14 protein-coding genes and 1 pseudogene are annotated in these 26,616 nt (G+C 60.3%); 11 read left to right on the top strand and 4 right to left on the bottom strand.

Annotated features, from left to right (window positions below; translation table 11 throughout):
• Nucleotides 1-79: 79 nt before the first annotated feature.
• The 11 genes and pseudogenes from drmD (at nt 80) to K254_RS24740 (ending at nt 21,055) form a co-directional block, all read left to right on the top strand.
• Complete coding sequence (gene drmD / locus K254_RS0104380; protein WP_035748985.1) at nt 80-3,247, top strand: DISARM system SNF2-like helicase DrmD; 3,168 nt, start codon at nt 80-82, stop codon at nt 3,245-3,247.
• On the top strand, nt 3,244-7,260 hold the full coding sequence (locus tag K254_RS0104385) for an Eco57I restriction-modification methylase domain-containing protein (RefSeq protein WP_026554345.1): 4,017 nt from the start codon (nt 3,244-3,246) through the stop codon (nt 7,258-7,260). Before drmD ends, K254_RS0104385 begins: the two co-directional genes overlap by 4 nt.
• A 50-nt stretch (nt 7,261-7,310) precedes the next feature.
• Nucleotides 7,311-11,030 carry a DISARM system helicase DrmA gene (drmA, locus tag K254_RS21725; RefSeq protein WP_231391741.1) on the top strand — a complete coding sequence of 1,240 codons (3,720 nt, stop codon included), beginning with the start codon at nt 7,311-7,313 and terminating at the stop codon, nt 11,028-11,030.
• On the top strand, nt 11,023-13,050 hold the full coding sequence (gene drmB, locus K254_RS0104395; RefSeq protein ID WP_026554346.1) for a DUF1998 domain-containing protein: 2,028 nt from the start codon (nt 11,023-11,025) through the stop codon (nt 13,048-13,050). Before drmA ends, drmB begins: the two co-directional genes overlap by 8 nt.
• 10 nt (nt 13,051-13,060) lie before the next feature.
• Nucleotides 13,061-13,786: a DISARM system phospholipase D-like protein DrmC gene (gene drmC / locus K254_RS0104400; RefSeq protein WP_035748987.1), complete on the top strand. Its 726-nt coding sequence runs from the start codon at nt 13,061-13,063 to the stop codon at nt 13,784-13,786.
• Between the two features lie 590 nt (nt 13,787-14,376).
• Nucleotides 14,377-15,234 carry a hypothetical protein gene (locus K254_RS25605; protein ID WP_155848449.1) on the top strand — a complete coding sequence of 286 codons (858 nt, stop codon included), beginning with the start codon at nt 14,377-14,379 and terminating at the stop codon, nt 15,232-15,234.
• Between the two features lie 26 nt (nt 15,235-15,260).
• Entirely contained in the window at nt 15,261-15,932 is a 672-nt protein-coding gene (locus K254_RS25610) for a hypothetical protein (RefSeq protein WP_155848450.1), read from the top strand.
• A gap of 296 nt (nt 15,933-16,228) precedes the next feature.
• The gene (locus K254_RS0104405; RefSeq protein ID WP_026554348.1) at nt 16,229-16,447 is read left to right on the top strand and encodes a hypothetical protein; all 219 of its coding nucleotides are present in this window, start codon (nt 16,229-16,231) and stop codon (nt 16,445-16,447) included.
• A gap of 280 nt (nt 16,448-16,727) precedes the next feature.
• Entirely contained in the window at nt 16,728-18,050 is a 1,323-nt protein-coding gene (locus K254_RS0104410) for an ISL3 family transposase (RefSeq protein ID WP_051388812.1), read from the top strand.
• A 1,376-nt stretch (nt 18,051-19,426) separates the two neighbouring features.
• A pseudogene (locus tag K254_RS26410) lies at nt 19,427-19,576 on the top strand (DUF4236 domain-containing protein); the annotation flags it as partial.
• Between the two features lie 15 nt (nt 19,577-19,591).
• Entirely contained in the window at nt 19,592-21,055 is a 1,464-nt protein-coding gene (locus tag K254_RS24740; RefSeq protein WP_231391742.1) for an HIRAN domain-containing protein, read from the top strand.
• 131 nt (nt 21,056-21,186) lie between these two features.
• On the opposite strand, the gene K254_RS0104420 is transcribed toward K254_RS24740, so the two are convergent.
• From K254_RS0104420 to K254_RS0104435, 4 genes are all read right to left on the bottom strand, one after another.
• Nucleotides 21,187-22,947 carry a phospho-sugar mutase gene (locus K254_RS0104420; protein ID WP_081709885.1) on the bottom strand — a complete coding sequence of 587 codons (1,761 nt, stop codon included), beginning with the start codon at nt 22,945-22,947 and terminating at the stop codon, nt 21,187-21,189.
• Nucleotides 22,948-22,950: 3 nt separating this feature from the next.
• Nucleotides 22,951-23,607 carry a deoxyribose-phosphate aldolase gene (gene deoC / locus K254_RS0104425; protein ID WP_026554352.1) on the bottom strand — a complete coding sequence of 219 codons (657 nt, stop codon included), beginning with the start codon at nt 23,605-23,607 and terminating at the stop codon, nt 22,951-22,953.
• A 64-nt stretch (nt 23,608-23,671) separates the two neighbouring features.
• Complete coding sequence (locus K254_RS0104430) at nt 23,672-24,970, bottom strand: thymidine phosphorylase (RefSeq protein WP_026554353.1); 1,299 nt, start codon at nt 24,968-24,970, stop codon at nt 23,672-23,674.
• Nucleotides 24,971-25,519: 549 nt separating this feature from the next.
• A complete protein-coding gene (locus K254_RS0104435) occupies nt 25,520-26,548 on the bottom strand; it encodes a LacI family DNA-binding transcriptional regulator (protein WP_081709886.1) in 1,029 nt (342 codons plus the stop codon).
• Between the last annotated feature and the right edge of the window lie 68 nt (nt 26,549-26,616).

Here is a 26,616-nt window from a genome sequence, read left to right on the forward strand (position 1 = left end):
TGTAAGTGGTTGCAGTTTCCGTTCCTACTGCTAGTGAACTGAACGTTGCTTCGGTATCGGTCGAAGGGGAACAACCCCGATGACTGTTCAGCTTGATGCGATGCCACGCCTCCCGAAACCGGGTGACATTGTGGAAGTTCGTGGCGCGAACTGGGCTGTCGCAGATGTCCGTGAGCAGGGTCTTCCGCGCAGCTCGGCCGACGACGGGGTCCCACAGCTCAACCACGTAATTTCGCTGCAATCCCTGGCCGAAGACAGGATGGGCGAAGAGCTCAATGTCATCTGGGAGCTGGAGGTCGGCCACTCGGTCGCCCCGGACCAAGGCCTACCGGAGATGATCACCCCGGAGGGGTTTGACGACCCGAACCGACTGGCGGCCTTTGTCGACGCCGTCCGGTGGGGTGCGGTGACTTCGGCGAACGAGGGAGCATTCCAGGCGCCGTTCCGCTCGGGAGCGAACGTAGAGGCCTATCAGCTTGAACCGTTGCGTCGAGCACTGCAGGCGCCGCGCACCAACCTGCTTCTGGCCGACGACGTCGGCTTGGGCAAGACGATCGAGGCCGGCTTGGTCGTCCAGGAGCTTCTGCTAAGACACCGTGCCCGCTCGGTCGTAATCGTGTGCCCACCGAGCCTGTCGATCAAGTGGCAGGACGAGATGCGTGAGAAATTCGGTCTGGACTTCGTCATCGTCAACTCCGATGTGATGGCCGAGGTGCGTCGGACGCATGGCTTGAATGCCAATCCATTCCGTCTATTTCCGCGGGTGATCGTGTCGATGGCATGGCTGCCGGGACTTCGCGCCCAGCGGCTGATGCGGGACGTCTATTCCGAGGCCGGCAAGGTCAACAGCGCCCGCCGATATGCATTCGACGTACTCGTAGTCGACGAAGCCCATCACGTTGCCCCATCGAGCCCAACGTCGCTAGGCGGTGCCCGCGGATACGCGGTGGATTCCCAGCGCACGGCCGCCGTTCGTGAACTGGCAAAGGTCTGTGAGCACCGGCTGTTCCTGTCCGCGACACCGCACAACGGGCACTCGGAGTCGTTCACAGCGCTGCTGGAGATGATTGACAACCGCCGTTTCTCCCGCGGTGCCACGGTCGATGCCCAGGCGCTCAAGGAAGTGACAGTTCGTCGGCTTAAGCGGGACATCAAGGAGAAGGGCTTCAAAGCTCGTCAACTCGAGACGATCCACTTCGCACCAGGCAAGGACGAACAGGAAGCGTTCGAGACCCTCGATGGCATCTTGGAGGCGAGTGCTCGGGCCAACGGACAGAAACGCTCAGGAGACATCGTCTCGATGCTACTGAAAAAGCGCTTCCTGTCCAGCCCATATGCGTTCGGATCCACCCTGGCCGGCTACCGCGAGGCTACCTCGGCGGCCCGAAGGGATTGGGATGACGAGCACGAGTACTACGGGGAGGTCCTCGGTTCAGACCAATCGGACGAGGAGGAAGGCGGTGCCGAGCACCCGGAGTTCGACACACTGCGCCATTCCAAGGTGACCGACCCGCTTGTCACGGCCACGCCGGAGCAGATCGGACGGCTCGTGGACTGGGGGCTGGGCTACCAGTCCAAGCCGGATTCGCGTTTGAAGGCCCTGATTGAGTGGTTGAATGCGATCTGCAGGCCCGACGGCAAGACATGGACCAACGAGCGCGTGGTGATCTTCACCGAGTACGCCGACACCCTGAACTGGATCGTGGAGAACCTGCGCCAGCGTGGCTATGACGAAACCCGGCTTGCCACGATCGAGGGATCGATAGGAACCGAGGATCGTGAGATGACCCGCGCCCGATTCAACGCCGACCCCAGTCGTGAACCAATCCGTGTTTTGGTCGCCACCGATGCCGCGGGAGAGGGAATCGACCTTCAGGCCTACTGCCATCGTCTGGTGAACTTCGACGTTCCGTTCAACCCCTCGCGTCTGGAACAACGTATCGGCCGCATTGACCGATACGGGCAGACCGAGGTTCCCCAGGTGTTCCAGTTCCTGCCCGAACAGACTGCCGGTACTTACGGGGCGGACATGGACTTCATGCGCCGCATTGCAGAGAAGGTCGCCACTGTCGCTGACGATCTGGGCTCTGTGAACCCGGTGATCGACGCCGACATCCAGAACCACTTCGGTCGGATCAAGGTCACCGCGCGCGCCCAGGGGCTGAAGGATGATGACAACGCCATCATCAACAAGGCGATGGCCGGTGACCAAGAGGTCAACCGGGTCCTGACCGAGCTGGCGAACACATACGACGTGCAGAAGGAACGCATGCACCTGACGCCGTACAACTCCCGCCGCGTCATTGACACGGCGCTCACCCTGACCAATCAACCCACCTTGGTCGAGGACGGTTCACAGGACCACGATGCCAAGGTCTTCCGCGTACCGGTCCTCGGCCGGTCCTGGCAAGAAGCCGTTAAGGGCTTGGACAGCCGCCTTCAGCCGGGTGTATACCGGCCCATCACTTTCGATGACTCCGTGCTCCAAGGCGGATTCGAGGACGTCGTGCACGTGCACCTCGGGCACGGTCTGATGCAGAAGGCCTCCCGCATTCTGCGCGCCTCGCTGTTCAGCGCCGAGTCCTCCATCAACCGGGTGACTGCGGTGGTCGTACCCGGTATCGAACAGTCCTGCGTCGCAGCGATCTCCCGTCTGGTGCTCGTCGGGCGGGGCGGGTTGCGCCTGCACGAGGAAATCTTCGTGACCGGTATCCGTGTCAAGGGCCAGCGGCTGGCCGAATCCAAGGCAGATGCCCTGCTCGAGAAGACACTCGACACCACGGACCTCTCCTTGGCTGACGAACGGATCCGTGCGCGGCTGGCGCAGGAGTGGAACGCCGACGGTGGGCGGTTGCGCTCCCGCCTGGAGACAGCGATGCGCAACAGTGCGATCAAGAACCAGGAGTCGGTCACCGCGGACCTGGAGAAGCGCAGGGACGCCGACACCGACCGGGCCCGGCAGATCTTCGCCAACTTCCGTCGCAACCTGCAGGACTCCCTGCGTGATCGGCGGGAGAACCAGAACGAGCTCGAGGGGATGCTGTTCGACCTCGACCCCAGGCAGGCTGAGCAGTTCAGGTTGGACATCCGGTCGATGGAGAATCGCCTGGCCAATCTCGCCGAGGAAGAGTCGCGCGAGATTGCGGCGATCACCGAGCGCTACACCGACATCCGTCCCTTCGTGTCAGCTGCGGCCGTGGTGTTCGCGCTGACCGAGCAGGACGCCAAACACGGAGAACTGTCATGAGGCCACGCAGCACCCAGCGGCGCACCAGAGAGCACCGGGACTGGCTCGAACTCGTAGACCGTGACGGCCCGTTCGTTGCGATCCCTGCGATCAAGCGGGTCTGGCCCCAGGGAATGCCCCAGTTGGGGGCGAACACGAAGGCCGCTTTGCGGGACGCCAAGCCAAACTTCGACCGCGCCTGGGACGACTGGAGCAAGGCCCCCGCGGACGACGAGGCCGCAGTTGAGTCATACCGTGGTGCCCGGAACAAATGGATCGATGCCGTGCTTCGTGACGTCGCCCGCTGGGGTGCTCACCTTGTATGGGACGACGAGGAGCACGGGGAGAGTCGCACTCAGGGGTCATCCGCGAAGCTGACGACCGCTGACAATGCATCCGGAAAGTTCGTTCGCGACGGTGTGGCCTCCGCCCTCGTCATGGTCTTTGATCCTGTAGATTCGCTGCGTGATCCGATGAACGATTCCTGGACCGCGAGCCCGATCGACCGGATGGATGCGCTCTTGCGCAAGTCAGAGCAAAAGGTCGGCGTGCTCACCGACGGACGGTGGTGGGCCATCGTCTGCGCCCAGGACGGAGTCATGACAGCCTCAGGCATTGTTGACGCACAGACGTGGATCGAAGAGTCTGACGTTCGTGATGCCTTCCTTGAGCTCATCTCGCCCCAGCGCCTGGCTGGCGGCAGTGGAAAAGACCGGCTGCCCGAGCTGTTCAAAGAGTCGATCACCGCAGCGGAAGATATCACCGTTGCCCTAGGTACCCAGGTACGCCGCGCTGTCGAGCTCTTGGTGACCGCCTTCTCCGAGGAAGCGTTCGAGGCGCGGGACGCCGGCTGGCCTGATCCGTTGCCGGCCGACCGCGAGCTCGTCTACGAGGGCGCGGTCACCGCGATGATGCGCGTGGTGTTCCTGCTCTTCGCCGAGGAGCGCTCGATGATGCCCCAGTCGCCTCTGTTTACCGAGGCCTATGGCGTCAGCGGTCTGCTGGATGACCTGGACAAACGCATACGCGATGAGGGCGCGGAAGCCCTTGATGCCACTCACGACACGTGGCACCGCCTGCTGGCCACATCCAAGGCACTGTACGGGGGAGTGACATCCGAGGACATCCGTCTGCCTGCCTACGGCGGATCGCTCTTCGACCCGGCACGATTCACGTTCCTCACCGATGTCGACGACCGTGGAGCCTTGGCAGTTGCCGTCAGCGACCGTGTCATGCTCGAAGTTCTGCGCGCCGTGCAGTACGCGGTCATCGGCACGGGCAAATCGGCCGAGCGTCGCAGGGTGTCCTTCCGTGACGTCGACGTCGAGCAGATCGGCTACATCTACGAGGGGCTGCTGGGGTATACCGCCGAAGATGTCGACGAGATCGTTGTGGGTCTGGTCGGCAAGGACGGTGAAGAGCCTGAGATTCCGTTGCGGGTACTTGAGAAACTCGCCGAGGCCAACCCCGCCTCGGCGAAATTCGGTGCTGATGTTATCGCGTGGGTTAAGAAGAACCAGCCGGCGGCCACGACGAAGTCGGCCGCAGCGTTGCTGAAGTTGCTGGGCGAAAAGGTTGAGGACGGCGAACATGCCCTGCTGTCCGTGACGCGTGATGAGGCGCTGCTGGCACGGCTACGCCCGTTCTTGGGCATCATCCGCCGCGACCTGCGTGAGCGACCTGTGGTCATCCAGCCCGGCGGGCTCGCGGTTGTCGAGACCCCGTCACGCGCAAACTCAGGAGCACACTACACACCCAAGTCGCTCGCCCAGGAAGTCGTGCGCTACGCACTCGAGCCGTTGGTCTTCCAACCTGGCCCGCACCAGACAGCCGACGAATCCGGGTGGAAGCTGCTGGACTCCAACGAGATCCTTGACCTCAAGGTCGCAGACATTGCGTGTGGTTCCGGAGCCTTCCTCGTGGCGGCCGCCGAGTTCTTGGCGGCCAAGGTCCTTCAGGCCTGGCACGCCGAAGGTGTCACCGGATCCGCGCACGAGCTTGAGACCAAGGCCAGACGACAGGTAGTCGCCCAGTGCCTCTACGGAGCCGATATCAATGGTATGGCCGTGGAAATGTGCAAGATCTCTCTCTGGCTTGTGTCCCTGGATCCAAAGCTTCCGTTCTCCTTCGTCGACGATAAGGTGCTTCACGGAAACTCCTTGCTTGGCATCACCGACATTGCGCAACTTGAAGCTCTGCACATCTATCCTTCCCAGACCAGAAAACTCTGGGACAAGACTCAGTATTCCGCTGGCACATTGTTCGGTGAAGGGTCTGAAGCACAAGGTCTTGAAGTGCTCGATGTCCGGGCAGTGATCCAAAAGGCCGTTAAGCTACGGCAGCGTCTGGCCACAGAAGTTGATGAGAATGACCCGGCACGTTCGAGCAAGAGCAAGCGCAGGCTCTGGCACGAGTACCAGGAGCTCACCGCGCAGATGAGCTCCGTGGCCGACGGTATCATCGCCGTTAGCTTGGAGGAAGGCGGGAAGCCAGGAAAGAAGCTCAACCAGCGCTATGAAAACTTCAGGATCGCTGTGGACCGTGCGTTCGCAGCCAACGGTCTCGGAAGCCGAACGATGCTCGACGACATCATTGATCGAGGTTTGACCCCTAAGGCGAAGACCGACTATGGGCGTTGGAAACCGCTCCATTGGCTGCTTGCAGTGCCGGATGTGATGGAACGTGGGGGGTTCGATGGGTTAATCGGGAACCCTGCATTCCTCCACAGCAAGAAGATCACCACTGCATTCGGGAAGAACTACCGCGATGTGCTTCAGCAAGTTCTTGCTAACGGAGTCGTCGGTGACGCTGACCTTGCCGCCTATTTCCTCCTTCGCCAGTCGCAGCTAATTTCTCAAACAGGCGGAATTGGAATTGTTGTCACGAAATCGATCTTGCAGTCTCACACCAAGGTAGTTGGCCTCGATCAAGTTCTGGCTGGTGGCGCAAAGCTGGTCCGATTTTCCGAGCCCTTTGATTGGGGTCCCAGCGGGGCTTCTGTTTCGGTAGTCAAGATCTGGATTACGAGAGACGCCATCGCAGGAAACGCCGTAACGATACTCGATGAACCTCTACAGCCAGTGGGCGTGCTCCGAGTTCGCGCGTATCTGGGTACATATCCAAACGGAGATGGGTTCAGGGTAGGCCGGCAAAAGGCATCTTCCTGGATTCAGGAAGATCCAGGCTTAGCGCACGCTCTCTATCCATACATCCGTGCGGCAGACCTCTCGCAAGGACGCCCTTCGGAAGCGGAAGAGTACTTGATTGACCTTGATGGACGGCCCGAGAGCGAAGCGCGGGAGTTCGCAGTGTTATGGGACCACCTCGAGACGCACCAGCGTCCATGGCACGAGCGCCCGGATACAAATACGAAGAGAAAAGAGCGGTGGTGGAATTTCGAAAGATCCGCTGGCGCCCTTTATCGAGACTTAGATGAGATTGAGCGGGCGATAGCATTCCCGCGCACCAGCAATCTCGTCATGCCCCGATGGATTCCTGCAAATGTGCGTTATGACATGGGCGTAGTCGTATTCCCCTATAATGACTGGTCTGTCTTCGCGCAACTCGCGTCAAGTTTGCATTACCATTGGGTACTTGCCTTCGGGGCTACCACCCGCGACGACCCGAGCTACGCTCCAAAGCGGGTGGCGAACACATTCCCCTGGTTGCAAAGTGATATGGACGTTGCGGCTGTCAAAGAATTTGAAGAGTTACTCGAGAATTCTTGTGAGTCACGCCGCGGCCTTCGCTCTGTAATGAACGCTTTCAACGAGGAGAAATGCAGTGATGCTGATATTGTTCTATTGCGCGAGAAATTTGTGTTGCTTGATCGAGTAACGATCGATGCGTTTGGGTGGTCTGATCTCCGCCCTGTATACGGATTTTATGAGCACAAGAATCTCACTAGATTCTCGGTAGACGCTAATTCCCGGGACGAGATCCTCCGTCGTTTGCTCAAGGAGAACCACCTACGCGCCGCACTTCAAAGTAAGGAAGTTTCGTTGGGTAATTCAGAGGACGGCGACGAAGATTGATAGCTGAGACCGGGACCAGCGGCCCGCAACGTGTACCTTTCCCGGAGTACGTGTTGACGAACGTGCCTGACGGATCGTCGTGGATAGATCGTGAGAACCTGACCGACATCCTGGAACGGGAGCTGCTCGGCCCCGCCCATGGGGATGACGAGCTCCTCGACGCCCAACCGGATGCACTCTACCTCGTGGGCCGCATTGCTCCGGCGAAGCTCGTAGGGAAGGGCGGAGTGACTCTTGCCGAAGATGCCGAGGGTGTCGCCGACGAGGATATCGTCCCTGCGGGGGAGTCCGACCTCGGACGGGGTGTGCCGGCTGTGCAGGAAAATGAGATGGCTGGCTCGGACGACGAGGGCGCAGAGGATGTTCCGCTGCGTCGCGGGCTGATGATTCCAGCCTCGATGGGACTGCGTTTTCAGTTGGGCCTCGACGTCGAGCACGTCGTGATCCGTGCCGAGTGGGGTACGTACCGTTCGGAGGAGACCGACGAGGTCACGCCGTCGGGCCGGCAGAAGCGTAAGTTTCGTCGAACCCAGCACGCACACCCGGTGATCGTACCCGTCGGTACCTTGCAGGCGGGCAAGACGGAAGACTTTCCCCTCGAGGACTCCATCCTCGTCCGCGTGGATGTTATGGACTACGAGGGAAAACGGATCGTCGAAGCGGCGCTTTGCAACGACCGGGAAACCCCGCGCCAGATCCCCGTGGACGCCTGGCTCTATCAAACCAAGCTCTACGTCGAGGCAGACCCCAACAGGCCCCAGAAAGACGTCTTCCTCCCGGTGACAGACATCCTGGCGGAGCCGCGGCTGGACGGCGAGCCGGAGCTCGCCCGTCTTCAACTGCAGTACAGGGACCGGCTGGAGTTCGGCATCGGTCGCACCTGCTCGGTTGACTGGACCGTGGCCAAAGGGGCACGCCGGGCGACGCAGGTTCGGACCACCTGGCTGCCGGTGTCCGAGACGCCACAGACCAAGGCACGTGACATCGACGGCGCACTTCTCGACATGAAGAAGCTGGACATTGTAAGTATTCCGGAGTTAGACGCTGGGCTTCGACCGATTGTGGACGGCTATCAGAAATGGCTGGCGGGGCAGAAGTTGCGTGCCGCCGAGCTGCCCGCCCATCTCCAAGACGTCGCCGCCGAAGCAATCCAGGATGCTGGAGTGGTGGCCAAGCAGCTCGAACGCGGTCTGGACTTCCTGCTCGGCGATGCAGAGGCACTGCGCTGCTTCCGATTCATGAACCGGGTGATGGCCGACCAACGTGTACAGTCCCAGGTGGCCGAACTACGTGCCTCAAATCCCAAGCTCAGCCTGAATGCCGCAAAGTCCGAGGTGCTTGCTCTGGGCCCGCGTGCGCATTCATGGCGCACGTTCCAGCTGGCGTTCGTGCTTATGCAGTTAGAGGCACTTTCGCGCCCAGGGCTCAAGCGTCGCTCCTCTCCAATGGCCAAGGCCGAGCTGCTATTTTTCCCGACGGGTGGTGGCAAGACCGAGGCGTATCTCGGACTGGCTGCATTCACGTTCGCGATCCGGCGACGGCAGGGCGTCATTGACGGCGTGGACGGGCGGATCGACGGGAACTCCGGCGTCGCCGTCCTGATGCGGTACACGCTGCGCCTGCTGACGGCCCAGCAGTTCCAGCGCGCAACCGCCTTGGTCTGCGCGGCAGAGGTTGCAAGGCGCGAGGACGAGGCGACCTGGGGGGAAGAGCCGTTCCGCATCGGCCTGTGGGTCGGCACCGCGGTATCACCCAAGCGGTACGACGAGGCAGCCGAACAGCTCGCCGAGGCCAACGAGGGACGCAAGTACGGACTGACCGTCCTGCAGCTGCAGCGCTGTCCATGGTGCGGGACGCAGATCGAGCCGAAGAACGTCAAAGGCGATGACGCACGGCGGAGAATCCGTGTCTATTGTGGGGACGACTTTGGTGACTGCCCCTTCTCCGAGGGTGCGCAGGGCGGCAGCGAGGGCCTTCCGGTACTGACGGTCGACGAGGAAATCTACCGGTTGGCACCCTCGTTCGTCATCGCCACGGTGGACAAGTTCGCCCGGTTGGCCCGCGAAGGCGAGGCCGCGGCCCTCTTCGGGTACGTGCGCAAGTGGTGCGAGCGGCACGGGTATGTGCATGATGATCAACACAAGATCTGCGCGATCGATATCGGGGGCAAACACCCAGCGAGGAAAGGACTGCCGTCCGCTTCGGTACGAGCAACGGACAGGCTGCGTCCACCGGATTTGATCATCCAGGACGAGCTGCACCTGATTACCGGGGCCCTGGGCACCGCGGTTGGTGCATTCGAACTTGCGGTTGACGTGTTGACCACCTGGAAGGATGCTGCCGGAAATTCGATCCGTCCTCTGGTAGTGGCCTCGACTGCAACGGTGCGCAACGCGGCCGAACAGATCAAGGCGCTGTACGGGCGTCGCGTGACGATCTTCCCGCCACAGGTGCTGGGTGTCTCCGACACGTACTTTTCCAAGGAAGTTTCCGTTACGCCGCGAACTCCCGGACGCCGTTATATTGGGATCAGCACCACCGGTGTAAGACTGACCTCGGCCGAGATCGTGGTGGCCAGCACCCTTTTGTCTGCGGGCCAAGTGCTCATGGACCAAGCCCAGCCACCAGTGGAGGACAAACCAGCCTCCGCAGACCCATATATGACCCTGGTGGGCTACTTCAACGCCACCCGTGAGCTGGCCGGCATGGCCCGCTATATTGCAGATGATGTGCAGACAGCGGTCAAGAGACGGCGACCGGGAAAGCAGTTCCCTGCCCGGTACGGAACCGATCCTACCGGCTTGAACGTTGCAGAGCTGACTTCGCGAGTCTCATCTTCAGACATCACCGGAACCCTTGACCAAATGGGCGTTGCATTTGAGCACAAGTGGGACTCAACTGCGGGCGGCAAGGAACGGGCTGCTGAAGCCAAGGCCGCGCGTGAGGCAGGGAAGCGCTATGCGTACCGAAAGCGATTGCCGTACGATGTGGTGCTGGCCACCTCAATGCTCCAAGTGGGCGTGGACGTCACCCGTTTGGGGCTGATGCTGATGATCGGGCAGCCGAAAAACACCGCCGAGTACATCCAAGCCTCCTCCCGAGTCGGGCGCGACGCCTCCCGTCCTGGCCTAGTGGTCACGCTGGGTAACTGGGCGCGTCCAAGGGATTTGGCACACTTTGAACAGTTCCGCCACTACCACGAAACCTTCTATTCACAGGTGGAGCCGCTGTCGGTGACGCCGTATTCCTACACCTCTATCGACCGGTCCCTCGACGGAGTGCTCGTCAGCGCCGCCCGAGTATCCGACGCAACCCGAGCTGAAGGCCTCTCACCAGAACGAAGCGCTTGGCGCGTTGACGACACCCTAGACCGACTCAACCAGCTGATCGACCAGATCGTGGAGAGGGCCAAGATCGCCGGCGGCGAGGAAGCCGCGCACGTGGTCGAAGAACGGCTGAAAAACCGTCGTGACCAGTGGTCCAAGCGACGTGCGGTAGTCCAGAAGAAGCACCACCAACTTGTTTACGAGAAGATTCCAGATGGCAAGGCGGGCGAATTCAGCCCTCTGCTGCTCTCCCCAGAGAGCCAGCGCGCCGATGTGGGTATAGCGGACAGCCCCCCGTTCGTCGTCGCGAATTCGATGCGTGAAGTACAGCCAGAGATCAACCTGCTCGTTACGCCCAAAATGGAAAATCTTATGTCGTGGGAACTTCAGGATGAACCGGACTGGGTGCTTGCGCCCACACAGGACGGAGAATCTGATGACTGAATCACTCGAAGCTGTCGAGGTGTTAGATCCTCTTGGCGACTTGGACGCTGCTGACTCCCAATCGGCGACCAAGAACCGCGCCAAAGTAGGGTCCGCACGGCCGTCGTCGTTACTCTACACCTATGGTCCGGGAGCCACTATGGACCTCCCGTCCTTCACTATCATGCCCGCCGGCCTGGACGATTGGGAGCGTATTTGGGCTCGGCGAGGATCAGTGCCGACGGTGCATGCACCCCGACTATTGGACGCAGTCAAGGTTCATCTAGGTCCGCAGGTGTCTGAACTAAGGCCATTCCCATGGGCCCCAAAGCCGACGTCACACAGCAGGGAAGGCGACGATTTGGGCGTGCCTGCACGCGTGTTCCCGCAGTGGCTGCGCTGCACCAACTGCGACATTCTTGCACCTCTCACTCGGTACGCATATCGGAATACCAATCCCTTCCGACCCGACCAGGCACGATTTGAGCATGAGAAGTGTCCCGGTCGCAATGGACGGATCTCAAAAAGGCCGATGCCGGCTGTTCCTGCCCGCTATTTGCTTGCCTGCCAGGACGGTCACCTTGATGAGTTCCCCTATAGCTGGTGGGTGCATGAGGGGGCTAGGTGCGCGGCTGCAGACGTTCCCAGCCTGGCCATGCATGATCGGTCCCTGGGCAAAGGCGCGTCGGCAACGATCGAGTGCCGAGCGTGTGGGCTGAAACGCCCAATGAATCAGGCTCAGGGCGAAGCTGGCGCTGCCAAGATTCCTCGCTGCCGTGGACGGCATCCCCACCTTGGACTATTTGATAAGAATGGCTGCCCTAATGCCACCAAGCTGATGCTTCTTGGTGCCTCAAACCTGTGGTTCCCTGCCAGCCTATCGATCATAGTCATGCCCGAGTCCACCACCGAGACTCATGAGACGGTAGCCGCCGAACTCCTCAAAGCGGCCGGGCCCAAGCGTGTCGAGAAGTATGGGACCAATCTTGGAAAATGGCGCGAGTACCTGGACGAAGAGGAATCTCCTCTGGCTAGCCTGTCGGACGGAGACCTCGCCGCAGCGATCGCCCACCTATTGGAACCACCGCCGTCGGAGGAGGAACTGGCCGAACAACGGCGAACCTTCGATCCCGTCAGCCTGCTCGTCCCGGAATGGAATTTTCTCCAGCGTGACCCGCTTGGAAAATTGCACAAGGCAGATGGGAAGAGTGGCTTGGTGTTGTCGCCACCGGATGGGGGAGTGCACCCTGGTCTAACCGCCAAGCACGTCACCCGCGTTATGGCCATCGACAAACTACGCAAAGTCAATGCAGTCCTCGGTTTCACACGCATTGATGAGATGGAACGTGCAAACGACATCGGCCAACGTCTAGTCCATCTGAGCCGCAGTGGCCGCCCGGCCTGGACGGTTTCTACGGAGGATCGCGGAGAAGGCATATATCTGCAACTTGATGAAGAAGCCGTGGCCGCCTGGGAAGCGAAGGTTGAGAACCCGGATCCGAATAGTTTGTGGTCGGCCCATACGGCCGCCCACAAACGGAACTTCGACGCGCGCTTTTCCGACACCGCGAAGGACATTGATCATCTAAGTCGCTTCCGTCCTGCACGCTATTGGCTGATGCATACACTCGCCCACGTCCTCATCCGCGAAATGGCCATGTACTCCGGATACTCAGCGGCATCGCTATCCGAACGGATCTATGCCTGGAAGCACGAGGGGGAACGACCTCCAGCAGCTGGTTTGCTGATCGTGACGACAGCGTCAGACTCCGACGGTACGCTCGGTGGGCTGGTCCAACTTAGTGCTAGAGACAACCTCGAACGTGTGATGAATAAGGCGCTCGGACGGGCCCGACGCTGCTCATCTGACCCGGTTTGCGCGCATCGGACACCGAAGGACCCCGAAGAGTTCCTCCACGGAGCTGCATGCCACACTTGTGCCATGGCGTCCGAGACCTCGTGCGAACGAGCGAACCGCTTCCTCGATCGCCGGTTCCTCGTCGATTTGCCGGGGTCGGTGGGACTTGGCTTCTTCAACTGAGGGATCTCGGGTGCGGGCAGAGGCTCTACGGCAGCTCGGCGCCCTGCTCACGGGGACTGAGGCCGGCCTTGTTGCCGAGTCGCTAGAGGATGGAGAAAGCCTGACTTCGGCTGTCGGGGCGATCGACGTCGCCAAGCGGCCGGACGTCTCCCGGATCCTTGGAACGGCGGGCCTACGCTTCGAAGGGGACCTTGTCGCGGCGGTGCTGCGGGGTGTCGAGGGTGCCCGGTCCACGACGCGGGCGGTGGACACGCTGTGGACCTCGCCAGGGCACGTCTTTGGTTCTGGTGCCTTGACGACGTCTTTGGTATCGCTGGTCGACAACGCCCGCCAGTCAGTTGTGTGTTCGACTTTCAACTTCCAGAAGACCTCAGGCATGTGGACCGCGCTCCACGATGCGGCGAGTCGGCCTGGAGTCTCGGTCCGAGCCTATATCGATGCGGAAGCTAGCATCGGTGGACGAGGTCCGAGCGCCGACGACGTGGCAGAGTGGCTAGCTCCGGGGGTCGTGCTCCAAACGAAACGGTTCGATGGAAAGCCAGTCCGTAATCACGCGAAGTTTGTATCCATCGACCACCGTTTCCTCGTCATCACAAGCGCAAACTTCAGCTGGAGCGCCGAGTACGGCAACGTCGAACTGGGCGTTGTCGTCGACGACGGACAACTGGCCGAGCGCATCGAAAGTGAACTTCGCGTGGCCGAACCATACCTCTACGAGTGCCTGAAAGGGATATAGCGCTTGAGGTGCAAACGCGCAGTCCTCGGGAGCTTTTCGAAGGCAAGGAGCACTACGAAATCCCGGCGTTCCAGCGTCTTTACGCCTGGAACGAGGAGGACCGGATGTTCGCCACTGCCGGGAATCTCATCTCCCACGCCCGTGCCGAGACCATCGGCCATCATCGAGTTCGAAATCACGGAGCCGAATGAGCAGTAGCATCTACTAGACGAATGGACCAAAGAAGGGCCAATGGGGCCAGGACGGCACAAGTGACGACGGGCTCCCGGTTGCAGTGCCATTGGAGGCAGTGGGCAGGAAGCGCTATCTAGCCGATAGAATAACAATTCGTCCAGTTGGGACCAATGTGTACCGAAACTAGGAGTTGGCCGATTATACGGGATCCGAGATCGATTCCCATGGTGCTCAGGTTTGAATCTCAACATCCGGGGGCATGAACCTGTGTTTTCCTATTACCAGCCAAAAATTGTGTAAGATTGCAACAGATCATAAGTTGCACCATAGGGAAAGTATGAGATAGCTCCATATTCATGAGGGCTGTAGGGGGTAAGTTGTCGACTTCAGTGACTCGCGTAGTCAATTTGTACGCAATGCATGCGCGCTCGGGCAATGATGTATTGGATTACAAAGCATTCTTTGAACATCTAGCGCAATTACCTTCCACTTCAACGGCGATCAGAATCACTTCAGAAGTCAATTTCGCTATAGCCGATGCCAAGATGAACGGTGACCTTTTCACGGCAAAGATAGTCGCAGGGTCTCCAGATGAAGTTCCGCTGTACTTTGATTACATGACGGGCGTAACTGAGACCGGTTCAACACCGGATGGCAAGTGGCTTGCTCGCATCTCCAGGGTCGTGATTAAGACTAACCAAGACCATCGCGCCCTGGCTCTTGAGGCTAGTGGTAGCGGTGTCACGGCAAATCGCTTGGAGTTGTATTTTCGCCGTCTGGCCGCCGAAATTGGCTGGCTGGACGGACTGACATTTGACCTACCTCCCGTGCCTGCGCCGTCCCTTCGTGAGGAAATAGAGTCATTCGAAAGAATTCGCGAAGCATCCGCCGCTGTGACGAGACCAAATTTCGACTGGTCAGACTTCGATACAAAGCTTTCTGATTTGGCAGCTGAATCTGGCGGGCATGTTGCTGAGGCTGTCGTCAGGGCAGGTCGTGGGGAATCCCTGGCGAAGACGGGCGGAATAATTGGCATAATTCTGGGCTCTCTTAGCGTTCTGAACCCAAGCTTGAAGGGGTTTAGGATTATTGGCCGAAAGAGAGGGGCCAGTAAGGAGGTAACCGTTTCGTCAAAGAAGCATAATCAGCGTACATTCTTTGAATCGAATATCAGCGACAAATCCGTTGAATTCGACACGAAAATGCTTGCCGCCGCTGAAGATCTCATACAGTTGACTCCAAAGACGCTTTTGGATAGCCAGCAAGGCGAATAGATCGTGATTCATGATGGAGGCTGTTGATGAGCTTTCTGAAACTCGCAGTTCTACCGCGATGGCGAGCGATCCTTGTTCACAAGAATTTGTGGATTTCAGCAGTCTTCGGTATTCTTGTTTGGATTAGTCTCACCTTTTTGTCCATCCCTCCAATTGCGCAAAGCGTTCTGGTTCGCGATGCAACGCCTTTGGTCGTCGCTTTTACTTCTATGGGCTTTGGTGTGTCAATAACCGCTGTCGCACTTGTTCTAGCGCTTCCGTTGAATCGGGCCGTGGGGTTGACCATTGTAAATTCCGTTGGCGGGGAACCAGTGGGCATAGTGAAAGTCTCTGAGAGACTCATTGCCCGGAACCCGACCACAGGTGTTGTTTATGAAAAGATACCTGGAAATCGAAGCCAGACAGGTTACCTAAATTTGGTGTTTACCTTTGTTTGGACTGCAATGGCAAATGTCTGGGCAGCGTTGGCTGCAATCGTGGCGACTGTTTTGAATGGAAATTCTGAGCTGTTGACTTCGGGGTTTACTTTTGGTCATCTCTTGACGGCAATAGTGGCAGCTTTCTTGGTCTATGCCACGATGCAATTATTTTCCGCTCTATTGACGGTCTATCAGGTTGCCAAACTTTTTCAGAGTTTCTCAATTCTTGAGATTGAGGAAAACGGGCGGAATGGAAGTGTGAGCGGCGACTCAGTGTAATTGTTTGATTTAATGTATTTGTTTCTTTTGGGCTTCCGAGATTGGTCGAGCATCCGCCAACTCGGCCAGCCATACCGGGGACTCGCAATGCCGCATGGTGGCTGCAGGCCAAGATCGGTTTCCCTTTCAAGGTTAAATGGTTCCTCCCAGTCGTTCTTGTCTAAAGTGAATTTATGGTTGGGTTTTCGGAAAAGGGCGCATGGCCCGTCGTCCGACTCCCGCTCCGGTTGTTCGCGAGGTTGATTCCGGCGTCCTGTCACGGTGGTCGCGGTCGACGTGGAAGAGGGTCGTTCCCGGTGCGGTGGGACCGGATCATCCTGCTGGTTGGGCTCTACCGTGCCCCGCCGGAGAACGCGATCCTGCTTTGCGGTGACCACGAGTTCCAGATCCAGGCGCTGGACCGAACCGCTCCACTGCTGGCGATGCAGATAGGGGTGCCGGATAAGTGCACCCGCGGCAACGTCCGCCATGGCACCAGGGCTTTGTTCGCTGCCCTGGGTGGTGTCATTGGCTAGCTCACGGAACCTGCAAATCCGCCTGCACCCAGAAGGCGTTCTTGTCCGGCTCTTCGTAATTGGGCATGGTTGGCCGGCTTTTCCCGGTACGGCCGATGGCCTCCCGCACTGAGCAGATTGCGCAACCGGTAGTCCGGGAAGTTCCTGAAGCCCCGGGCAATCCGCCGCGTCGCGGGCTGTGCCGGCCGGCGCTCTGGCGGCGTGGCGTTGCCCCGGATAGGCGTCAGGGTCTCTTTGAATGGGTAGCGACCAAGCTTCCAATTCAATAAGAGACCCCGACATGAACAATGCTACGTGCTGCCCGGGCACGCGGTGGTGTCCGCGCGCCGACGCCCTTCTGGGCCTGGAAGGCATCCACGTCCTCGCCGTCAAGAGCACCGCCCGCGGGCAGGTCATCACCGTGGAGACCGGCCAGGATCTGGCGGCGTGCCCTGCCTGCGGTGTGGTGGCCATTGGCCACGGCCGCCGTGTCAGCCGCCTTCACGACACCCCCGCCCACGGCCGTCCGGTGCGCCTGGAGTGGGCCAAGCGGGTGTGGCGGTGCGCGGACCCCGACTGCCCGTACGGCACGTTCACCGAAACGCATCCACTGGCGCCGGCAAAGGCGAAACTCACCACCCGGGCCGTCAGCTGGGCCACGGACGCGCTGTCCCGGTACGACACATCGGTCTCGGCCCTGGCGCACCAGCTCGGCGTCTCCTGGCACACGCTCTGGAAACCCGTCAAGGCCGAGGCGGAACGGCGCACCACCACTGCCGGCCGGCTCGCCGGTGTTGACGCGCTGGGGGTTGATGAGCATGTCTGGACCCACACCGGGTTCCCTGGAGCCGGCATGGTCACCGGCATCATCGACCACACCCGCGATGAACACGGTGTCGTTCACGCCCGGCTGCTGGACCTGGTCGAAGGCCGCTCAGGGAAGACGTCCGCGGACTGGCTCAAGGCACAAACCCCGGAATTCCGGGCCGGCATCAAGACCGCCACCTTGGATCCGTTCCGCGGCTATGCCAACGCGATCCGCGACGAACTTCCCGACGCAGTGCAAGTCCTGGACGCGTTCCACGTCGTGAAGCTTGCCTCCACGATGGTTGATGAGGTCCGCCGCAGGGTGCAACAGGACACGATCGGCCACCGCGGCAGGAAGGGCGACCCGTTGTTCCAGATCCGGCGCTCACTACAGATCGGGGTCGAGCACCTCAGCGACAAACAGATCGCCCGGCTGGATGAGAAGCTCGAAGCCGGGGACCCGAACCATGAAGTCACCCTCGCCTGGCAGTGCTACCAACAAGTCCGCGCCGTCTACCACGCACCAGAGGAACGAGGCAGAGAACTCGTAGCCAAAGCCTTGGCCGGATTCCCGTCCTGCCCGATCCCGGAAATCGCCCGGCTCGGACGGACGCTGAAGTCCTGGAAGCAGGAGATCCTTGCCTACTTCCTTACCAAGGGTGCCTCCAACGGGCCCACCGAAGCCATCAACGGTGTCATTGAGACGACGCGGCGGATTGCCCGGGGCTTCCGCAACTTCCCGGACTACAGATTGCGCAATCTGCTCAGTGCCGGCGGCTACCGCCCATATCGGAACAAACCCGCCAGCCATGCCTAATTACGAAGAGCCTCTTGTCCTTCTTCAGGCACGTCGCCCGCGCCCCCAGCTTTGGAATGCACGTGGTGATGGACAACTGCGTCGCCACTGGAAAGCCGAGGCGAAGGCTTGGCTGGCGGAGAAGTCGCAGTTCCACGTCCACCCCACACCGATGTCGGGGTCGTGGCTGAACATGGTGGTGATCTGGTTTTGAATCATCGAGCGAAAGGCCATCCAGCACGGCACGTTCACCTCCAGCACTGATCTGATGTGCAAGATCCGGGCGTTCATCACTGGCGGGAACAAAAGCCCCACCCCTACCAAGCACTCCCAGGCGCCGCCGCTGCGTCGAGGGCACAGTCGACCACAATTGCGTACTTTCCCGCTCCGTTGCCAATGAGCGCCTCATCCTTGCTTCCTGCCGAATTGGACGGAGCTCGGAGGACAAAGGTGAGGGTGTGGACAATGTCCACACCCTTTGCCCTCTGACTCGTTCGTACTGGTGCCGGACTGGCCCGGATTCGGCATGTTTCCTCAACTGCCCAGTGTTTGCAAGGATTGGAAACCGGTTCGAGTCCCACCTCGGGCACAGTGTTTCCGCAGGTCAGGGGCCCTTTGGGCCTCTGACTGTGGACAAAACCCGCCAATCTGTGCATACGACGTGCACTTGGCGCGGCCAGTTGGCCCCGAATCTACGGGCCCATGGCGTGTGGGTTGCGCTGGCTGCTGACCATTGCGAGTCCTCGATTCCTGGTACTTGTGGTCTGGATCTGTGTCCTACATTCGTTCATCGGTGAAACGCCTGCCGGCGACATGACGTTGCCAAGCAAGTTTTGAGATCGCCGGTGAGCCCACCCACTACTGGGCATCGGGCTGTGAATTACGCAGATGTTGAGAACGTTGGGTTTTGGGTGCTTCCAATCATGCCCATCCTGGGCATTTTGCCCATTCGTGACGCATTGCCAGGTCAGCATCATGGTTTCTGACCATCGGCTCGGTAGGATAGGGAACTTTGCGTGATGCGGCGTGTTGTTCTGGTTCCCAAAACCCTACTCATCCAGTTGGGGTCTGGATCTCACAGGAATCCCACAGGCCTTTGTGCCTTGGCGTGGAGGCGCCGCTGGGTTGTGGCGGCGTTGACGTCTTCGGCCAATTCCAAGTCGATTCGATGAGCCGACGGCCGCCAATCAGTGGAGGATCAGAGCGCTTCCAGCGGATCCTCACCAACATAATGGCGGCACGATTCCTGGGACGGCTCAAACGGACAAAGGAGGGGTGATGAGACTGCCTCCCTATTTTTGGCGGGACGCGTTCCCTTTCGTGAATCACTGAGGCTTAGAATCACTCGTACCAGGACGATTCTTTACAGTTGATTGCCTATTCATTGGGGGTGCGAGTTGGGGTTCCGCTATCGCAAGTCGAAAAGCTTCGGGCCTGTGAGGATTACCGCGTCGAAGCGCGGGATGAGTGCGAGCATCGGGGCAGGCCCATTTCGAGTTACGAAGTCAACGAGGGGCCGTACAACGAGCACAGTGAGGATCCCCGGAACCGGCGTTTCCCATGTGACCACCAGCTCGAGCCGCCGCTCGACACGGCGGCCAACTGCCCAGGCGTCTCAACAGACCCGCCGCGAAGGTGCGCGTCAGATCATCAGCGACGAGACATGGCGGCAGCTTCTCGTATCTGATGGGACGGCCGTGACATCGAAGTTTCAGCGCAACTTCGTTCGCGCGGCCGTCGCACGCGCAACGGGAAAGCGTCCGAGTCTGATGCACCTAACATTGGGACAGGCGGCGCGCGTCTTGCAGTGTGTGGGCCAGAGTCCGGCGAAGCTGACCGCTGGCGGCCGCGGCGTTCCCGGGGTAGAAAAGGCTGGTGCGATTACCCAGTGGACCTTGTTCGGGTTGATCGTGCTGATTGCCACCGTATCCTCGCCCGCAGGATTCCTTCTGGCTGCGGGAATTGTTGGGTTGATGTTCTTCTTGCGGAAGCGGCGCCGTGACCGGCAGGCGTGGGAGGACGCCACTTGGGCACCGATTCCAGATCGAGCCGTCCAACGAATCGAAGTCCCAGATGTCCAGATTGAGGCAGAGGAGGGCAACGCCGCGCTGCAGCGGGTTGCCTTCGAGGGTGCCGAACCAATTTCGGCAGTCACTCCGCCCCTGTCCACAAGCCGGGAGCTGTACCGTATGTCGCTCGGCCGTTCGGAATGGCCGAACGTCGAGGTCGTGGGCGAGCACGCCTACGAGCAGGCGATTAGGGCCGCCCTGCGCGGCAGCGGTGCACCGATCGCGGTACGGAGCGACAGTGAAGTTGAAGGCCTCCAGGTGGAACTCACGCCCGAGCCGGACAACCCGTATGACTTGAATGCCATAAGCGTTCGTTGGCGGAACCTTGTTCTCGGCTATCTCAGTCGCGAAGACGCCATCCGCTACGCGCAACCTGTCAGGAGAATTCTTGCGAGTGGGCTCACTGCGGCTACGACGGCTCGCATCTGGGCGTTCGATGGCGGCAATCGGCTTCAAACACGGGTGACCGTCGCACTGCCCGAGCCAGGTCTGATCGCGCCGCTCAATGAGGCCCCGACCGGCGTCACCACTCTTGTACCGTGGGGATCCGCGATACAAGTCCTCAAGGAAGAGAACCATTTCGACATCCTCTTCAACCACGTGCCGCCGGATGGGGTCGGCCTACTGCTAGTAAGCCTCCACAAGGCGATCCACGCTCTTAAGAACGGGACTGAGCGTCCATTTGTCGAAGTCCGGCTCAATGGCGAACGCGTCGGTGAGCTTAGCAACGTCACCTCTGCACATTTGCTGCCGCTTCTCGAACACACCGAGACCGTCGGCGAAACTGCGCTCGCTTACGCAAAAATCACCGGCTCGGCTCTCGCTGCCCAGCTCGTTCTGCACGCCGCCAAGGCCACCGAGATCAGCAACGACTGGCTATCCGATGGGCCGCACCCCGCACCAAATCTGCTCCCGTGGGCTACGGGATATGAGGTACCACCCGCCTACGCCACATAAGAGACACTCCAGACGGATATCTTCGAGAACAATGACACGTGGCCTCTGGTGTCAGTGCAAAACTGTCTCGCTACCTTGTCGCGCCAAGAAGTTGGATATGGCCGTTGGGCAGTAGTGTCGTTTGACGCTGCCTATAGATCGATTAGCGCCCTCATGTCACGAGCCAGTTCGTCGAGACGTAGTTGGACCAATTCGGTGGGAATAGGACTAGCACTACTGACTGGCGCGATTGTCTCGAGATAGCACTTGAGCTTCGGCTCGGTTCCCGACGGTCGAACAATTATTCGGTCGTTGTCATTGGTTAGAAGAATCAATCCCTCACTCGGCGGAAGCTCAGGTTGGCCATGCGAAAGGTCTGTAACGGACCTCACAGGGGAACCGGCTAGGACCGTCGGAGGACTTGCCATGAATTTCTCGAATGCCCTGCGAGCCTGGTCCCGCTCCTCGGTATGGAATGACAACTGGCGGGTGGCGTGTAGACCATGCCGGCGGGCCAGGTCATCCAATACATCCAATATGGTGCGACCCTCTCTGCGGAGACTGTCGGCCATCAGCGCAATAAGGACAGCAGCGGAGATACCGTCCTTATCTCTTACCGCGGCGGGATCCGTGCAATATCCCAGAGCTTCTTCATAGCCGAAGATGAGGTTCTCAGTGCGGGCGATCCATTTGAACCCGGTAAGGGTGATGACATGCTGCAAACCGTGGAACTCTGCGATTTTTGACAGCAGTCGTGACGACACAATGGAGTTTGCCATCGTTGCACCGGCAGTGTGTCCATCCCTGCCGGCGATGAATTCCCCCAGCAGTGCACCGACTTCATCGCCGGTGAGCTGGCGCCACTCGCCGGGGCTTGTGGGCTCCGGGACAGCGATCGAGCAGCGATCGGCGTCTGGGTCAATGGCGATAAGCAGCTCCGCGTCGACGGCCCGTGCTAAGTCCGTGGCCATATCAAGCGAGCCTTGTTCCTCAGGGTTGGGGAAGGGGACGGTGGGGAAATCGGGGTCGGGATCGGCCTGTTCTGGCACCAGGCAAATATTCGCGAATCCGGCCTGGTTCAGGGCATGTTGACATAAGGAGCCGCCCACGCCATGCAGCGGGGTTACGACGATTCGCATTGGGCTCGTCGGTACGGGTCGAGACGTGACGGCGAGTCGCTTCAGGTAGGCGGCCCTCATTTCTGGCCCTATGACGACGACTCCAGCCGCGTCGTAGGGAACAAGATCAGCCGGCGGCGCGGTCGACACCCGGGCCGAGATTTCCCGGTCCGCGGGGGCGATGATCTGCACGCCCTTCCCTGATTCAGATGCAATGCGGCCGCCGAGGTAGACCTTGTAGCCGTTGTCCCGGGCCGGGTTGTGTGAGGCGGTGACCATGACGCCGGCGTCGGCATCGAGGTGACGGACTGCAAACGAAAGCACAGGTGTGGGCATGGCGGAGTCCATCAGGCTCGCCTGGCCGCCAGCCGCGACGACCACCGCCGCTGCATCGCGGGCAAACTGGGCGGACCCGTGGCGGGCATCGAAGCCGATGACAACATGGAAGCCTTCGCCCAACTGGTCCCGAAGATACCTTGACAGTCCTGCAGTAGTGCGAATGACAACAGCCCTGTTCATACGGGATGGACCGCCACCGAGCGCTGCGCGCAAGCCCGCGGTTCCGAACTGTAATGGAACGGCGAAGCGGTTTTCCAACTCCGTGAATGCCTTGCTGGCCCCCAATCCATCCCCGGACGATCGGTCTACCAGGGACTGCAGCTCATTCCGCGTCGTCTGGTCTGGATCGTGGAGAATCCAGTCCCTAACCCCGGCCATGAGTGCGGCGGAGTCAGCGGCTACACCCTCTGGTGGGGTCTCGTGGGCGGTGTTCCACGTTTGGATGGGCGAGTCCATGCGCTAGTTCTCAAGCCCGGCGAGGACCGCTTCAGATGCCGATAGCCCGAGCCGCGTGGCGCCGGCCCCGATCATTTCCAGCGCTGTGGCTGTATCGCGGATCCCACCGGAGGCCTTCACTCCGAGGCGTCCGCCAACTGTCTGGTGCATGAGCCTGACGGCATGCACTGATGCGCCACCGGCAGGGTGGAATCCCGTTGAGGTCTTGACGAAGTCAGCGCCGGCTCGTTCGGAGGCCTGACACAGCGCGACGATCTGGTCATCGTCCAGAATGGCTGATTCGATGATGACCTTGAGCACCACAGGTGCCGGAGCGGCTTCGCGGACGGCTCGGATCTCTGTTTCAACTTCGCGGTATTGGCCAGCGAGGGCAAACGCAAGGTTGATGACCATGTCTATCTCATCGGCACCGTGGGCAGCAGCATGCGCAGCTTCGGCTGCCTTGACCTCGGGACGGTGTGCACCGGAGGGGAAGCCGCAGACCACGGCTACCTTAACTCCCTTGGGAGCTTCCAAAGGCAGAAAGCTGGGTGAAACACAGACGGCGTAGGCACCCAAATTTGAGGCTTCCGAAATATGTACGGCAACTTGGCTCTCGGTGGTGTCGGCCTTCAGGATGGTGTGGTCGATCATTTTGGCTAGTGCATTGCGGGACGTCATGAGCTGGTGCTTCTTTCCTGGAAGTAAACAATGGGGGGGTGGGGAGGCAGGTGGGGGTGGGGGTCTAGCGTGAGATCCGCTCAAGTACGACGCTGCCTGTGGCGCCGGTTCCCTCTGCGGCTGCACCGTCCACTATGAGGCCGGTGGACAGTGCTTGGCGGGCCTGGGGGATGAGCTCAGGGGTGTCGGTGTGCAATGTCAGGATCTTCTGGCCCTTGCGGACTCGTTGTCCGGGCTTGGCATGGATTTCAATGCCCGCGGCAGCTTGAACCTGATCTTCCTTGCGAGCGCGCCCGGCGCCGAGGCGCCAACTGGCGACGCCCACAGTCAGGGCATCCATCGTGGTCAAGATGCCGTCGGTGTCAGCAGTGACATCTTCGGAATGCTTGGCAACCGGAAGGGCGGCGTCCGGGTCTCCGCCCTGGGCCTCGATCATCCGGCGCCAATGGTCCATGGCTTTGCCGTTCTTCAATGCTGCGTCCACGTCCTCGTGCGGCCGCCCTGCAAGTGCGAGCATTTCCCTGGCCAAAGTTAGGGTGAGTTCGACAACGTCGTGGGGACCGCCGCCTTCGAGGATCTCGAGCGTTTCACGGATCTCAAGGGCGTTCCCGACTGTCAGCCCCAGGGGAACATCCATCGCAGTCAACAATGCGATCGTCCTGACGCCGGAGTCTTCTCCCAGATCGACCATGGTTGAGGCCAATTCTCTGGCCTGGTCCTGGTTCTTCATGAAAGCACCCGAGCCGACCTTGACGTCTAGGACAAGAGCGGACGTGCCTTCGGCAATCTTCTTGCTCATGATCGAGGAGGCAATCAGTGGAATGGAATCGACGGTTCCGGTAATGTCGCGCAGCGCATACAGCTTCCGGTCGGCTGGGACCAGACCGGCACCGGGGGCGCAGACCACGGCGCCGACGTCGTCGAGGATGGATAGGATGTCGCGGGTGCTCAAATCCGGCTTCCATCCGGGAATCGCCTCTAGCTTGTCGAGGGTCCCTCCAGTGTGGCCCAAACCTCGGCCAGAGAGCTGGGGCACTGCCACGCCGAATGACGCGACCAACGGTGCCAGTGGCAAAGTTATTTTGTCTCCAACACCGCCTGTGGAGTGCTTGTCCACAGTTCGACGCGACAAACCAGAGAAATCCATCCGCTCGCCGGATTCAATCATGGCCTGGGTCCACGTGGCTATCTCTCGGCGGTCCATGCCCCTGAAGAAGATCGCCATGGACAGGGCTGCGAATTGTTCATCCCCCACCACCCCACGGGTGTATGCGTCGATGGCCCAGTTGATCTGCTCGTCGTCCAGTGTGCCGCCGTCACGCTTTTGGCGGATGATGTCGATGACGTTGAGGCTATTAATCATGAGAGGCGGTTTCCTAACGTATGTTTTGGGGCAATGTCTGCTGGCAGTCCAAACATCTCGGGGCCGGTTAGCAACGCCGGTGTGGACTCGCGGTCAATGTCGGACAGGGGCGCTGTCAGCATGAACGTGGGCTTCGCCAGTCGCCTGCGAAGGAGGACCGGTAGGCCTTGGAACTCCGAGGGAAGATCGAATCCAGCTTTCAGGGAAACTTGATTCAAGCAGTAAGAACAAGCTATGAGATCGATCTCATGAATGTCAAGGGCTCAGGACTTCTTGGAGCCATAATCGACATGGTGGTACTCGGAAGGCCGGTGGTTCCGCGACTACGATGGCCTGATTGACGGGAGCGAAACGTTCCAGCTGCTGAGGACGGCTCCAAAATCGGAAACGCTCGTTGAAGAATCGGACGCTGCCTTCGCCCCCATCCAGGCCACGCCGAACACGACTCCAAGTCTGTATGGATTTGAAGCTACGTTCGCCCCACTGCGGGCCTGAGGTCACCGGGCATGCAGGCGCTCGGGCAACCAGAGATCGCCAACGGAATCCGCTTTACGACAACGCGGAGGACTCCCGTACCGTCAGGTGCGGCACCAGCGCGCGTGCGGTGGCGGCTTGACCCTCGATCGCATCGATCAGGGCCAATGCCATGGCCTCGCCCTGGACGCCGATGTCGGTTCCTGCGGTGGTCAGGCCAGGCCTTAGCTGCTCCGCAAGCTGCACTTCCTCGCATGCCACCAGGGCCACCATGTCCGGAACGCTCAGACTCCTGTCCGCCAAGGCAGAGATGGCGCCGAGGGCAATCGGTATGTTTGCCGCGACGATTCCCCGCGGCATGGCTGCACCGTCCAACAGCTTTGCCGTCTCGCGCTGGGCCGACGTGCTGTTGAAGCCGGCATCGAGCACCATCGTTTCTTTTTCGCTGTGGCCAGCTTCCAAGCAAGCTCTCAGATAACCGGCTCGCAGCAAAGTGGAGACCACGGAGCCCTTGAACCCGCTGAGCAGGGCCACAGGCCACCGCTCCTGAGCCAGCAGGTGTTTCGTGGCGAGATAGCCAATCTCCTCAAAAGGGGGGCTGACAGTGAGTGCCATTGACGAGTCTGGCTGGGCCGAGCCCAGCAGGACGCGGGTGCCCTTGGCCTCGGCAGCATCGATGGCAGCCCGTATTCCAGGTGTTTCGATGGCATCGCCGGTGGCCAGCATGATGCCATCGACGCCCTGCAGTGGCAGCACAGTCAGGAGCCGCTGGAGCCTGTCCATGCTGTGGTCGAGGTCGCAAAGCAGCAGGCTGTAGCCGCGATCCTCGGCAACATGGGCCACTGATTTGGCCAATTGGCTGTGGAACGGTTGGGAAATGTCGCCAACCAGGAGCGCAACCGTGTTCGAACGTCCGCTGCGCAGGCTCCGCGCGGCGGCATTGGGACTGTAGGAAAGGTCCTCAACGGCTTTCAATACCCGCTCCAATGTGGCAGCGGCTACCGATTCCGGAGCCGTAAACACCCTGGACACGGTGGCCCGTGAGACTCCTGCATGAGCCGCGACGTCCAGCATGGTCGCGGGGCCCTGATGATCTGTTGCCATAACTCCTGATCGTATCGACTATCCCCGTCCCACAGCCAATGCACCGGGCGGCGCACCCTGAGGTTGCC

Source organism: Arthrobacter sp. 35W (assembly GCF_000482545.1).
In the GTDB taxonomy this organism is placed as follows: Bacteria; Actinomycetota; Actinomycetes; order Actinomycetales; family Micrococcaceae; genus Specibacter.

Excerpts from the sequence above, each read along its gene's own strand:
- K254_RS0104430 (WP_026554353.1), bottom strand. The coding sequence starts at position 24,970 with ATGATTAATAGCCTCAACGTCATCGACATCATCCGCCAAAAGCGTGAC.
- K254_RS25610 (WP_155848450.1), top strand. The coding sequence starts at position 15,261 with ATGAGCTTTCTGAAACTCGCAGTTCTACCGCGATGGCGAGCGATCCTT.
- K254_RS0104410 (WP_051388812.1), top strand. The coding sequence starts at position 16,728 with ATGAACAATGCTACGTGCTGCCCGGGCACGCGGTGGTGTCCGCGCGCC.
- drmD (WP_035748985.1), top strand. The coding sequence starts at position 80 with ATGACTGTTCAGCTTGATGCGATGCCACGCCTCCCGAAACCGGGTGAC.
- K254_RS0104435 (WP_081709886.1), bottom strand. The coding sequence starts at position 26,548 with ATGGCAACAGATCATCAGGGCCCCGCGACCATGCTGGACGTCGCGGCT.
- K254_RS25605 (WP_155848449.1), top strand. The coding sequence starts at position 14,377 with ATGCATGCGCGCTCGGGCAATGATGTATTGGATTACAAAGCATTCTTT.
- drmB (WP_026554346.1), top strand. The coding sequence starts at position 11,023 with ATGACTGAATCACTCGAAGCTGTCGAGGTGTTAGATCCTCTTGGCGAC.
- deoC (WP_026554352.1), bottom strand. The coding sequence starts at position 23,607 with ATGACGTCCCGCAATGCACTAGCCAAAATGATCGACCACACCATCCTG.
- K254_RS0104385 (WP_026554345.1), top strand. The coding sequence starts at position 3,244 with ATGAGGCCACGCAGCACCCAGCGGCGCACCAGAGAGCACCGGGACTGG.
- K254_RS0104420 (WP_081709885.1), bottom strand. The coding sequence starts at position 22,947 with ATGGACTCGCCCATCCAAACGTGGAACACCGCCCACGAGACCCCACCA.